This is a genomic window from Leifsonia poae, assembly GCF_027921845.1.
Classification (GTDB): domain Bacteria; phylum Actinomycetota; class Actinomycetes; order Actinomycetales; family Microbacteriaceae; genus Leifsonia; species Leifsonia poae.
The window spans coordinates 1-12,971 of the sequence record NZ_BSEN01000010.1; the positions used below are offsets into that span (position 1 = coordinate 1).

Below are 12,971 nucleotides of genomic sequence, written 5' to 3' on the forward strand. Positions count from 1 at the left end.
GCGCAGCGCGGCGCGGCAGCGCGCAGCGCGGCGCTCAGGCGGAGGGTGCCGCCAGCAACGGCGCGAAGGCCAGCTCGGCCGCGCCGATCATCAGGATGCGCGAGCCCAGCTCCGCGCGCGCGATCGCCAGCTGCTCCCCCGACGCCGCGAGCGCCTGCGCCGCCACGAGCGGCCCCAGCCGCTCCGGGGCCAGCGCGTGCAGCGACCCGAGGAACCCGCCGAGCACGATCAGCTGCGGGTTGAACACGTTGGTCGCATTGCGCAGCGCGACCACCAGGAAGCCCAGCTGCCGCTCGATCTCCGCGAGCACGGCGGGATCGCCTGCCGCGACGGCCGCGGCGAGCGCACGATCGAGCTCGTCGGTGTCCGCCTCCTCCAGCCCGAGCACGCGGAGCAGCGCGCGCTGACTGACCTCGGTCTCCAGGCAGCCGATCGCCCCGCAATGGCACCGGATGCCCGACGAGTTCACCAGCGTGTGACCGAGCTCGCCCGCGTAGCCGGAGATGCCGGTCAAGGGCCTGCCGCCCACGATCACCCCGGCACCGATACCGGATGCGCCGCCGTTCAGGTACACCAGATCGCTCGCCCCGCGCCCGGCGCCGTAGAGGCGTTCGGCGTTGGCTCCGAGGCTGGCGTCGTTGGCGGCGTGCACGGGGAACCCGGTGGCTGCGGCGAGTTCGGCGGCGAAGGGTTCGTCCGCCCACTCCAGGTGCGGGGCGAGGCGCACCACGCCGTCGCTCTCACGCACGAGTCCCGGCACGGCGACGCCGATGCCGGCGACGCGGGTCGCCTGGGCGAGGTCGGGGCGGAGCCCGTCGATGACTGCGGAGGCGATCGCCACCGCTTCCTCGGCCGACGGCACGTGACCGGTCGGGTAGCGGACCCGGCGATGCAGGGTGCCGTCCAGCCCGACGACGCCGACCGTCACGGCGTCGACCTCGGGGTTCACGGCGATCGCCACCACCCGGGGATCGGCCACGACGACCGGGCTCGGCCGACCGACCCTGTTGCTGGTCTCCGGCTCGCGCTCGGTCACCAGACCGAGCTCGACGAGCTCGGCGACGAGCGCGCCGACGGTCGACCGGTTGAGGCCGGTCGCCTGCGTCAGCGCGGAGCGCGCTGCTGGTCCGCCGCGGTGCACCAGACCGAGCACCGTCGACAGGTTGTGACGGCGCACCGTGTCGAGGTTCGTGCCCGCGGTTCCCCGCTCGTTCGACGTCATCATGATCACTTGAACACTATCCGTTCGCCCGGTCGGCACGACCCGCGCCAGCCCGCTTGCCGGCGCCGGGCACCGCGCCCGCTCGATGCGCCCGCTCGTTCTAGACTGCAGAGATGCCGCAGCTCGACCCGCCCTCGACCCTCCTGCGCTGGATCTCGGATGGGCGCATCAGCAGCGCCTATGAGCACTACGTCCTCGAAGACTCCGAACGATGCATCGCCCTCTGGCAGCCTGCCGGGACGATCGGACGCGTCGCGACCGGAGAGCGCGGCGGGCCCCGCGGCCGCAACATGGTGCCGGGTGGCTGGGACGGCGGTTACGTCGAGCACACGTGGACCGGCGACGGCGTGCTGCGCGTGTACGTGCCCGGCCAGCCGTGGTCGACCTGGCGGTGGCTCACAGCCGACGGGTGGACGACGCATGCCTACGTCAATCTCGAGGCGCCCTGGACGCGCACGCGCCTCGGCTTCGACACGGCCGACTGGATCCTCGATGTGATCGCGGAACCCGACGGGTCGTACTCGCTCAAAGACGAGGACGAACTCGAGTGGGCGCAAGCCAGCGGAAAATTCAGCGCGGAGCACGTGTCCGCCGTCGAAGCCGCCCAGCGCGACGCGATCGCGGCGATCGAAGCGCACGCCTTCCCGTTCGACGCCGATTGGGATGCCTGGTCCCCACTGCCCGAGCAACCCCTCGCCATCGCCGACGGCTGGGACCTCCGCTGACGGCATCCTCCCCGTGGGGCGGCGAACGGTCGCCGGCTCAGGCCGGCAGACGTGCCGGGACTTCGTGGCGCACCGTGACCACGCGCGCATCGGCGGTGGTCACCTCGTAGATCGAACCCGTGAGCTCGACCGCGGCCCGCGGCGTCGACGAGCCGGGCAGCCGACGCAGAGTCGCCTGCTTCTCGCTGACGATCGCGCCGTTGGTCGCCCCTCCGGTCGTACCTTCCACCCCGAGGTCGATGCGCGACGCCGCCACGTGCGAAGCGACCCAGATCTCGACGTCACCGGGCTCGACGACGCGCCGCATCCGGCGGTCGCTGAACGCGAAGCGCGTCGTCGGCACCGAGAACGTCACGCGCACCGAGTCGTCGGGCGCCAGCTCGACCCGGCTGTAACCGAGCAGCTGCGCCACCGGGCGGGTCACCGTGCCCTGCACGTCGTGGCCGTAGAGCTGCACCACATCCGCACCGCGCACGTCGCCCGTGTTGGTCACGGTCACCGAGACGGCGAACGAATCGCCGGTGGCGGCATTCGGATCGACGGTGAGGTCGGAGTATTCGAACGAGGTGTAGGAGAGCCCGAACCCGAACGGGAGCAGGGGCGTCGAATCCGTGGCGGTGACGTCGGAGGGGGCGCCGAGGATCGGGTGCAGGTACGAGTACGGCTGCGCGCCGGCGGACCGGGGCATCGAGACGGGGAGACGGCCGGACGGATTCACCACGCCGGTGATGACGTCGGCGATCGCGAGCCCGCCGCCCTCGCCGGGGAAGAAGGCCTGCAGCACAGCGCCGGGCACGGCATCGCCGCCACCGAACGCCCAGTCGACGGCGTACGGCCGGCCGGTGAGGAGCACGAGCACGACCGGCGTGCCCGTCGCGACGACGGCCTCGACCAGCCGTCGCTGCACACCGGGGAGTTCGAGCGACTCGGAGTCGTTGCCCTCGCCGACCGTTCCTCGGCCGAAGAGACCCGCCTGGTCGCCGACGACGACGACCGCGAGGTCGGAGGTCGCCGCTGCGTCGACAGCCGCCGCGATGCCCGACTCGTCGTCCCCTTCGACAGCGCAGCCCTCCGCATAGCGGAATTCCGGCATGGTCAGCCCCGCCGACGCGAACGCGCCCGGCAGCGCGTCGAGCACAGTCGGGATCTCGAAGCCCAACGGCAGCTCCGGATAGCCGGCGAGCACATGATTGGCGAACGAGTAGCAGCCCTGCAGCGCCTCGGCCCGGTGCGCATTCGGCCCGAGCACGGCGACCGTGGAGAGCGGACGCGGACCGCTGCCGAGCGGAAGCACACCGTCGTTGGACAGCAGCACGACCGACTCCTCGGCGAGACGGCGCGCCAGCGCGCGATGCCGCGGCGAGTCGAGGTCGATGTCGGTGGGCGGCTCGTCTTCGAAGGCGTCGGCGTCGAGCAGGCCGAGCTCCTCCTTCTGGGCGAGCGCGCGCAGAACGGAGCGGTCGACGTACGCTTCGTCGAACTCCCCTGACCGGATGCGATCGGCCAGCGGCTGCAGGTACGCGTCGCCGGTCGGGAGCTCGATGTCGATGCCCGCCTCCAGGGCGAGCGCGGCAGCCTCCCCGCGATCGGCGGCGACGGCGTGCATGACCTCGAGGAACGCGACGGCGAAGTAGTCCGCCACGACGACCCCCTCGAACCCGAGCTTCTCGCGGAGCACCCCGGTGAGGTACTCGGCGCTGGCCGCCATCGGTACGCCATCGATCTCGGCGTACGAGTTCATCACCGAACGGGCACCGCCGTCGAGGATCGCCATCTCGAACGGAGGCAGGAAGACGTCCGCGATCTCGCGGGGTCCGGCGTGCACCGGGGCGTGGTTGCGCCCGGCGGCGGAGCCGGAGTAGCCGAGGAAGTGCTTGAGGGTGGCATGCACGCCCGCCCCCTGTAGCCCGCGCACGTAGGCCGTGCCGACCGTGCCGACGAGGTAGGGGTCTTCTCCGATGCATTCGTCGACCCGGCCCCAGCGGGGGTCGCGTACGACGTCGAGCACGGGGGCCAGGCCCTGGTGGATGCCGAGCTGCTTCATCGAGCCGCCGATGGCCGCGGCCATCTCCTCGACGAGCTCGGGGTCGAACGAGGCGCCCCAGGCGAGCGGCGTGGGGAAGGTCGCGGCCTGCCAGGCCGCCAGTCCGGTCAGGCACTCCTCGTGCACCAGCGCCGGGATGCCCAGCCGGGTCTCGCGCTTCAGGCGTCGTTGTTCGGTCCAGAGCCACGCGGCGCGCTCCGCCGGATCGAGGGGACGTGTGCCGTAGACCCGGGTGTAGTGCCCGATTCCGTCGCGGGTCACGTCGGCGAGCGCATCCGCGGACTTCTGCCCGGCGGCCATCTCGCTCTGCATGGGAGCGACGACGCCGTTCTGGTCCAGCCAGTAGCCGACGAGCTGGGCGAGCTTCTCCTCCAGCGTCATCCGGGCGTGGAGTGCGCGGACACGCTCGGACACGTCGGGCAGGGGTGGGACAGCAGCGGTCACGGGATCATCACTTTCATCGTTGGGTACGAGAGACGGCGGCGCCGTACGGAACGCGCGCGCCGGACGGCGCGTGCGCGACGCACGATCTCACCCCTTCACGGCCCCGGTCAGTCCACCCACGATCTGGCGCTGGAACAGCGCGAAGAAGATCAGCGCGGGAATCATGGAGAGCGAGGTGAACGCCAGCACTTTTGCGGTGTCCACCGAATACTGCGACGAGAACGCCTGTACGCCGAGCGGCAGCGTGAACGTCGACTGGTCGTTGAGGATGAACAGGGGAAGCAGGTAGTTGTTCCAGCTCGCGATGAACGCGAGGATTCCCGTAGTCACCACGCCGGGGATCGACAACGGCATCACCATCCGGAAGAAGAATCCGAGCCTGCTCGCGCCGTCGAGGGCCGCTGCCTCCTCCAGTTCCACCGGGATCGCCTTGATGAACGGCACCAGGATGATCACGGTGGTGGGGAGCGCGAACCCGATCTGCGGCAGGATGACGCCGGCCAGGTTGTTGGTCAGCCCGAGATCTTTCACCAGGATGTACAGCGGCGTGATGGCGACCGTGAGCGGGAACATGAGCCCGGCGGCGAACAGCGCGTACATCGCGCCCTTGCCGCGGAACTCGTAGCGGGCCAGCACGAAGCTCACCATGAGCCCGAGCACGACCACCACCGCGGTGGTGACGATGCCGACGATCGCCGAGTTGCCGACCTCGACCCAGAAGGTCGACCCGGTGAGCACGTCGACGTAGTTCTGGAACTTCCAGGGGTTGGGCAGCCCGGCCGGCGACGACGTGATCTGCGAGTTCGAGCGGAACCCGCCGAGCACGATGTAGAGCACAGGGGCGAGGCAGAGCGCGATGAAGACGAGCGCGATGAAGTAGGTGAGCGGGCTGCCCCACTTCTCGCCCTTTCGGGCCTTGCGCAGCGGGGTTGGCGCGATTCCGACGGTTGTCGCTGACATTACTTCTGCCTCTCGGTCACAGCGCCCACCATGTCGCGTCGCAACACGAAGCGCTGGTAAATCAGTGCGATCACGAGCGAGATCACGAACATGACCACGGCGACGGCGTTGCCGTAGCCGTAGTTGCCCGAGGTGCGCCCGTTGGCGACCATGTAGGTCGCCATGGTGGAGGTGCCGGCCGTGGAGGCGACGTACTGACCCCAGATGATGTACACCAGGTCGAACAGCTGCAGGGAACCGATGATCGACAGGAACGCCCAGATCCGCACGGTCGGACCGAGAAGCGGAAGGGTGATGCGTCGCTGGATCTGCCAGTAGCTCGCGCCGTCGATCGCGGCGGCCTCGAAGAGCTCGTCCGGAATGGACTGCATGCCTGCCAGGAAGAGGATGACGGCGAAGCCGATGTACTTCCAGGAGATGATGACCATAAGCGACCAGATGGCGATGTTCGGGTCGGAGAGCCAGTCGGCGCGCAACGCGCCCAGGCCGATGGTCTGCAGCAGATCGTTGACGGCGCCGTTCGTCTGGAGCATCAGGCTCCAGCCGGTGCCCACGATCACCTCGGCGATCACGTACGGCACGAAGATCAGGATGCGGATGATGGTGCGCCCGCGGATCTTCTGGTTCAGGAGAAGCGCCAGCAGGAGTGCCACCGGGCCCTGGATGACCAGCGAGAGGACGACGATGATTCCGTTGTGCATAACCGCATCGTGGAAAGCGCTGTCCGTGAAGATGACGGCGTAGTTACCTAGACCGATGAAGTCGGTCGGCGCCCCGTAGCCCTTCCAGCGGAAGAAGCCGTAGTACGCGGCCAGCACGACCGGGAAGATCACGAACGCGACGAACATGATGATCGCCGGTCCGGAGAGGATCGTGATCTCGAAGCGCTGTCGCCAGTCCGCCTTGCCTCGCTTGGGCCGCGGTCGGGCCGGGGACGACGCAGTGACTGCGTCGCCCCCGTCCTTCTGCTGGCCCCGCGGCGATGGGTCTTCGGTGAACGACGTCGCGCCGAGGGAACTGCTCATGGTGCTTGTTATCCCTTGGCCGCGGCTTGGTTGACAGCCTTGACGATGTCGTCCGAGGTGCCCTTACCGGCGAGGAGGTCGACGACCGCGGTGTTCATCGCGTTTCCGACGTTCTGGCCGAGCAGCGTGTCGAGGAACTGCGACACGTACGGAGCCTTGTTGTAGGCCTCGAGAACGGACTTGAGGTAGGGCTCGGTGATGAGGGCCTGAGCGTCCTTGTTGACGGGGATCGCGTTGAAGGCCTTGTAGTACGCCTCCTGCACGCTCTTGGTCGTGATGTAGTTCAGGAACGCCGTGCACTCCTTCTTCGGAGCCTTGGCCGAGCACGAGAATCCGTCGATTCCACCCATCATCGCCTGGGCGTCGCCCTCGCCACCGGAGATGGTCGGGAACGGGAACCAGCCGAGGTCGGGCAGCGGCTTCTCGTCAGGCGTGAGCGATGCGATCACTCCCGGATCCCACGCGCCCATGAGCTCCATCGCCGCCTTGTGGTTGGCCACGAGCCCGGCCGAGCTTCCGGCACCCTGCTGTGCCGAGGTGGTGAGGAAGCCGTTGTTGAACGGCTTCGTGGCGTTGAACGCCGCGACGTCGTCACCGGCCTTCTTCCAGCAGTCGGCGTCGAACTTCAGATCTTTGGCCGACTTGGCGAGGGTGTCCTCGCTGCACTCGCGAAGGGCGAAGTTGTAGTACCAGTGAGCCGCGGGCCACGCGTCTTTCGCGCCGACGGCGACAGGAGCGACGCCGGTCGACTTGAGCTTCGTGATGGCGGCGTTGAGCTCGTCCATGCTCGTCGGAGGCGTGGTGATGCCGGCGGCCTTGAAGAGATCCTGGCTGTAGTAGATACCCTCGGGGAGCACGTCCACCGGCATGGCGTAGACCTTGCCGTCGTACGACTCGCCCTTGAACGCCCCGGCGCCGACGGCCGACTTGGTCTCTGCTGCGATCGAATCCGTGATGTCCATCAACTGGCCGGCGTCGGCCATCGCGGCCATCTTGCCGCCACCGCGCTGCAGGAAGATGTCGGGAGCATCGCCGGAGTTGAGCGCCGTCTGGAGCTTGCCGTCGAGGTCCTCGTTCTGGATCGCCTGGATCTTGATCGTGACGTTCGGGTTGGCCTTCTCGAAGTCCGCAACGGTCGTCTTCCAGAACTCAGCGCCGGGACCGGTCGTCGAGTTGTGCCAGAAGGTCATGGTGACTTTGCCGTCACTCGATGCGCTGTTGTCGCCGCTGCCGCTGCAGCCCGTGGCGAGCAATGCTGTACCCGCTGCGAGGGCGAGCAGGCTCGCGACTCGAATTTTCCTCTTCATTGTGGAAACTCCCTGGTAGTGATTGGAGACACACGGCAGCCGACTGCCGCGAGACAGAGCCTCCCATCCGGATATGTTGTTTGTCAATCGATATCGACATCGATATCGATAACGATTTCAATACCGTTATCGATATCGATGTCGAAATGCGGCCGGGTCCCTGGCGCGCGGGCGTCTGCACTGTATTGTGACAACATGTCCGCGCCCGTCAATTCCTCGCTGCCGCTGGGGCGAGTGACCATCAGCGATGTGGCTCGTGAGGCGGGCGTCTCCATCCCCACGGTGTCGAAGGTCGTCAACGGCCGCTACGGCGTCGCGCCGGCCACCTCGAAGCGCGTGCTCGACGTCGTGGCCGCTCTCGGCTATGAGACCTCTCTCGTCGCCAGCAGCCTGCGCCGGCAGCGCACGAACGTCATCGGGATCCTGGTCGCCGAGTTCGAGTCGTTCTCCGTCGAGCTCCTCAAGGGCGCGTCGACGGCGGCCGCTGACGCGGGCTACGAACTGCTCGCGTATTCCGGGCTCGTCGCCGGCAACAGTCCCGTCGGCTGGGAGCGCCGATCGCTGTCCCGGCTGGCCGGCACCCTCATCGACGGCGCCATCATCGTGACGCCGACCGTGCTGATCCCCACGAGCTCCATCCCCGTCGTCGCGATCGATCCGCACACCGGGCAGGGCGGCCCGTCGACGATCGACTCCGACAATCTCGGCGGAGCACGCGTGGCGACCCGCCACCTCATCGAGCTGGGGCACCGTCGCATCGCGCACATCAGGGGCCGTCGCGATCTCGCATCCGCCCAGCTGCGCGAATCGGGGTATCGCGATTCGCTCGCCGAGGCCGGCATCCCGTTCGACCCCGCCCTGGTCGTCGACGGCGGCTACCAGACCGTCCAGACCGCGGAGGCCGCCCGCGAGCTGCTCACCCGTGCCGATCGGCCGACGGCCGTCTTCGCCGCGAACGACATGTCGGCGCTCGGCGTCATCCGGGCGGCGGACGAGCTCGGGCTGCGGGTGCCGGACGACCTGTCGATCGTCGGCTTCGACGACATCCCCGAGGCGAGGACGTCGACGCCCCCGCTGACCACCCTCGCCCAGCCGCTGCACGACATCGGCGCGCAGGCCCTGCAGATGCTCATCGAGCTGCTCGACGGCCGCGATGTCCCGAGCCGGGTGCACCTCCCCGCCGAGCTGGTCGTCCGCGGCAGCACCGGCCCGGCACCGGTCCGCTGAGCAGGAAGCCCTCCGCACGCATGCAGAAGGTCACGCTCGGCGCACGCTCGGCGCCGGCGAACAGGCTCTGCGAGAACGTCATCACGGTCACGGATCCCGCGGGTTCGCCGTTGCCCGGCACCGAGGTGGTCGTCGCGCAGACCGCGCACGCCTTCCGTTTCGGGAACATCGGTTTCGACTTCATCGCGGCAGCGAACGGCGAACCCGACGACCTCGGCACTCCGGAGCTGGCCGAGCTCTTCGTCGACGTCTTCAACACCGCCACCCTGCCGTTCTACTGGGGCCGCTTCGAGGCGGTGCGGGGCAGGCCGGACACGGCGCGGCTGGTGCAGACGGCACGCTGGTTCCGTGAGCGCGGCGTCGAACTGAAGGGTCATCCGCTCGTCTGGCACACCGTGCAGCCCGACTGGCTGCTCGGACTGCCGCTCGACGAGGTCGAGAGCCTGCAGCGCGAGCGCATCCGTCGCGAGGTGGGCGGCTTCGCCGGCCTCATCGACACCTGGGACGCGATCAACGAGGTCGTCATCATGCCGGTGTTCGACAACGGCGACAACGCGATCACCCCGCTCGCCCGCGCGAAGGGGCGCATCCCGATGATCCGGATGGCGTTCGAGGAGGCGCGCGCTGCGAATCCGGCGGCGCGCCTCGTGCTCAACGACTTCGACCTGTCGAACGCCTACGAGTGCCTGATCGAGGAAGTGCTCGAGGCGGGCATCCGGATCGACGCCATCGGGCTGCAGACGCACATGCACCAGGGCTACCGGGGCGAAGACGAGGTTCTCGGTGTCGTGGACCGGTTCGCCCGGTACGGTCTGCCGCTGCAGCTGACCGAGACCTCGCTCGTCTCCGGCGAGCTGATGCCTGCGCACATCGTCGACCTGAACGATTACCAGGTCGAGCAGTGGCCATCCACCCCCGACGGCGAGGCCCGTCAGGCCGACGAACTCGAGCGGCACTACCGCTCGCTCGTCGGGCATCCCGCCGTCGAGGCCATCACCTACTGGGGCATCACCGACGTCGGCGCGTGGCTGGGCGCTCCGATCGGGCTGGTGCGCGCCGACGGAACACCGAAGCCCGGCTATCACGCGCTGCGCCGGCTCGTGAAGGACGAGTGGTGGATGTCGCCGACCACCGCCATGACGGACGACGACGGCCGGATCGCGGTCGCCGGTTTCGCGGGCGACTACGAGGTGCGTGCCGGCATCGGATCGGGCGCGTTCACGCTGGGGAGCGAGCGGGAGCCGCTCGCCAACACCGGCGATCGCCGGGTCGGCCTCCGGGCGTGACGACCGGCATCGCCGACTGATCGCTCACGGGGCGGTCGGCGTCCATGAGCTTCCTTCGGCGGCACTGCGCTCGACGGCCGCGAGCACGCGCTGAACGTGGAGCCCGTCGTCGAACGACGGCTCAGGGTCGGAGCCGGAGGTGATGGCTCCGACGAAGTCGACCACCTCGTGCGAGAACGCGTGCTCGTAGCCGATCGCGTGCCCGGTCGGCCACCAGTTGGCCATGTACGGATGCTCGGGCTCGGTCACGATGATGCGGGTGAACCCCTGCTCCCCCGCCGGCGCGGTCGCGTCGTAGAACTGCAGTTCGTTCATCGCCTCGAGGTCGAAGGCGATCGCGCCGCGGGAGCCGCTCAGCTCGACGCGCAGCGCGTTCTTGCGTCCGGTCGCGTAGCGCGTCGCCTCGAACGATCCGACGGCGCGATCGGCGCGGCCGCCCGCGAGCCGCGCGGTGAACCACGCCGCATCGTCCACCGTGACGCGCCCGCGCTCCTCCGACGCGGTTCCGGAGAGCCCGACGGTCTCCCCGAGCAGCGGGCGCTCGGTGACGAAGGTCTCGAGCGTCCCGCTCACGGTGGCCAGCCGCGAACCGGTGAGATGCTCGACCAGGTCGATCGCGTGCGCGCCGATGTCGCCGAGCGCACCCGAGCCGGCGAGCGTCTTGTCGAGCCGCCAGGTCATCGGGCCGTCCTCGTCGGTGAGCCAGTCCTGCAGATACACCGCACGCACCTGCCGGATGTCGCCGAGGCGGCCATCCTGAACGAGCTTCCTGGCGAAGCCGATCGCTGGAACGCGGCGGTAGCTGAAGCCGACCATCGACCGGATGCCCCTGGCTCGCGCGGCGTCCGCGGCCTCCGCCATGCGCTCAGCCTCGTCGACGGAGTTGGCGAGCGGTTTCTCGCACAGCACGTGCTTGCCCGCTTCGAGGGCAGCGATCGCGATCTCCGCATGGGAGTCGCCCGGAGTGCAGATGTCGACGATGTCGATGTCCGGATCCTCGATGACGCGCCGCCAGTCGGTCTCCGCGCGCTCCCAGCCGAATCGCGCCCGCGCATCCTCGACGCGCTCGGCGTCCCGGCCGACGATCGTGCGCATCACGGGCACGGCGTCGAGGTCGAAGAACCGCGGGGCCACCCGCCAGCCCTGCGAGTGGGCGGCTCCCATGAATCCGTAGCCCACCATCGCGACCCCGAGGGTCGGCTTCGTCGTGCGGTTCATGTGATGCTCCTTCGCAGTCGTCGGCGGTCTGCACCGTAGCCTCGCCCCGCGAAGCCGCGCAAGTCGGCCGGGCTGTGCGCGTGCTCCGGGCCGCGCCCAACCGCTGGCACGCGAGTCGGGGATTAATCACGCCGATCGGCGGATTCGCGTGCTTAATCCCCGACTCGACGAGGTGGGCGAGCACGCGCGACCCGCGCTGAGACGCGAGTCGGGGATGAGTCGCGCCGATCGGGGTTTCGGAATGGGCGCTCACCTGATAAGTTGATTCACGCAACAAATCATCGCTGCATTCACCAACGCCGCTGAAGGAACACCCATGACTACGACACCGACCCGCGCCGACAAGTTCTCGTTCGGACTCTGGACCATCGGATACAACGGCACCGACCCGTTCGGTGGCCCCACCCGCCCCCAGCTCGACGTGGTCGAGGCCGTCACCAAGCTCAACGAGCTGGGCGCATACGGTCTGACCTTCCACGACGACGATCTCTTCGCGTTCGGCTCCACCGACGCCGAGCGGCAGAAGCAGATCGACCGCCTCAAGCAGGTCCTCAGCGACACCGGCGTCATCGTGCCGATGGTCACCACGAACCTGTTCAGCGCCCCGGTCTTCAAAGACGGCGGGTTCACCTCGAACGACCGCGCCGTCCGCCGGTTCGCCCTGCGCAAGGTGCTCCGCAACCTCGACCTGGCCGCCGAGCTCGGCGCCAAGACGTTCGTGATGTGGGGCGGCCGCGAGGGCGCCGAGTACGACGCCGCCAAGGACATCCGGGCCGCGCTCGAGCGCTACCGCGAGGCCGTGAACCTGCTCGGCCAGTACGTGACCGACAAAGGCTACGACATCAAGTTCGCGATCGAGCCCAAGCCGAACGAGCCCCGCGGCGACATCCTGCTGCCGACCGTCGGCCACGCGCTCGCCTTCATCGAGACGCTCGAGCGTCCCGAGCTCGTCGGCGTGAACCCGGAGGTCGGGCACGAGCAGATGGCCGGCCTCAACTTTGCCGCCGGCATCGCGCAGGCCCTCTACCAGGGCAAGCTGTTCCACATCGACCTCAACGGCCAGCGCGGCATCAAGTACGACCAGGACCTCGTGTTCGGCCACGGCGACCTGCAGAACGCGTTCGCCCTCGTCGACCTGCTCGAGAACGGGGGCCCCAACGGCGGCCCGTCGTACGAGGGTCCGCGTCACTTCGACTACAAGCCGTCGCGCACCGAGGACATCACCGGCGTGTGGGACTCCGCCGCGGCCAACATGCGCACCTACCTGCTGCTCAAGGAGCGTGCGCAGGCGTTCCGCGCCGACCCCGAGGTGCAGGAGGCTCTCGAGGCGTCGCGCGTCACCCAGCTGTCGGTGAACACGCTGAACGACGGCGAGAGCTACGACGACCTGCTGGCCGACACCTCGGCCTACGAGGAGTTCGACGCCGACGCGTACTTCGGCGGCAAGGGCTTCGGCTTCGTGCGCCTGCAGCAGCTTGCCCTCGAGCACCTCATCGGCGCCCGCGGCTGACCC

General features: G+C 68.9%; 10 protein-coding genes. 4 read left to right on the forward strand and 6 right to left on the reverse strand.

Annotation, left to right across the window (positions count from 1 at the left end):
• Window positions 1-34: 34 nt before the first annotated feature.
• On the reverse strand, window positions 35-1,225 hold the full coding sequence (locus PKE84_RS10875; RefSeq protein WP_271177266.1) for an ROK family transcriptional regulator: 1,191 nt from the start codon (window positions 1,223-1,225) through the stop codon (window positions 35-37).
• A 110-nt stretch (window positions 1,226-1,335) separates the two neighbouring features.
• Between PKE84_RS10875 and PKE84_RS10880 the strand changes: the two genes are divergently transcribed.
• Window positions 1,336-1,947, forward strand: a complete 612-nt coding sequence (locus tag PKE84_RS10880) for a ribonuclease FAU-1 family protein (protein WP_271177267.1) — start codon at window positions 1,336-1,338, stop codon at window positions 1,945-1,947.
• Window positions 1,948-1,984: 37 nt separating this feature from the next.
• Here PKE84_RS10880 and PKE84_RS10885 read toward each other — a convergent pair whose 3' ends face one another.
• From PKE84_RS10885 to PKE84_RS10900, 4 genes are all read right to left on the reverse strand, one after another.
• Window positions 1,985-4,435, reverse strand: a complete 2,451-nt coding sequence (locus PKE84_RS10885) for a beta-xylosidase/alpha-l-arabinosidase (protein ID WP_271177268.1) — start codon at window positions 4,433-4,435, stop codon at window positions 1,985-1,987.
• 87 nt (window positions 4,436-4,522) lie between these two features.
• Window positions 4,523-5,395 carry a carbohydrate ABC transporter permease gene (locus PKE84_RS10890; RefSeq protein WP_271177269.1) on the reverse strand — a complete coding sequence of 291 codons (873 nt, stop codon included), beginning with the start codon at window positions 5,393-5,395 and terminating at the stop codon, window positions 4,523-4,525.
• Window positions 5,395-6,420 (reverse strand): carbohydrate ABC transporter permease, encoded by a 1,026-nt coding sequence (locus PKE84_RS10895; protein ID WP_271177270.1) that lies wholly within the window; start codon window positions 6,418-6,420, stop codon window positions 5,395-5,397. The genes PKE84_RS10890 and PKE84_RS10895 overlap by 1 nt, the downstream gene beginning before the upstream one ends.
• A gap of 8 nt (window positions 6,421-6,428) precedes the next feature.
• Complete coding sequence (locus PKE84_RS10900) at window positions 6,429-7,727, reverse strand: ABC transporter substrate-binding protein (protein ID WP_271177271.1); 1,299 nt, start codon at window positions 7,725-7,727, stop codon at window positions 6,429-6,431.
• A gap of 195 nt (window positions 7,728-7,922) precedes the next feature.
• On the opposite strand from PKE84_RS10900, the gene PKE84_RS10905 reads away from it, so the two are divergent.
• Both PKE84_RS10905 and PKE84_RS10910 read left to right on the forward strand, forming a co-directional pair.
• Window positions 7,923-8,954 (forward strand): LacI family DNA-binding transcriptional regulator, encoded by a 1,032-nt coding sequence (locus PKE84_RS10905; protein ID WP_271177272.1) that lies wholly within the window; start codon window positions 7,923-7,925, stop codon window positions 8,952-8,954.
• Between the two features lie 20 nt (window positions 8,955-8,974).
• Entirely contained in the window at window positions 8,975-10,240 is a 1,266-nt protein-coding gene (locus PKE84_RS10910) for an endo-1,4-beta-xylanase (RefSeq protein ID WP_271177273.1), read from the forward strand.
• A 24-nt stretch (window positions 10,241-10,264) separates the two neighbouring features.
• Here PKE84_RS10910 and PKE84_RS10915 read toward each other — a convergent pair whose 3' ends face one another.
• Window positions 10,265-11,422, reverse strand: a complete 1,158-nt coding sequence (locus tag PKE84_RS10915) for a Gfo/Idh/MocA family protein (RefSeq protein WP_271177379.1) — start codon at window positions 11,420-11,422, stop codon at window positions 10,265-10,267.
• A gap of 352 nt (window positions 11,423-11,774) precedes the next feature.
• Here PKE84_RS10915 and xylA point away from each other — a divergent pair, with 352 nt between their 5' ends.
• Window positions 11,775-12,968 carry a xylose isomerase gene (gene xylA, locus PKE84_RS10920; RefSeq protein ID WP_271177274.1) on the forward strand — a complete coding sequence of 398 codons (1,194 nt, stop codon included), beginning with the start codon at window positions 11,775-11,777 and terminating at the stop codon, window positions 12,966-12,968.
• The last annotated feature ends 3 nt before the right edge of the window (window positions 12,969-12,971 follow it).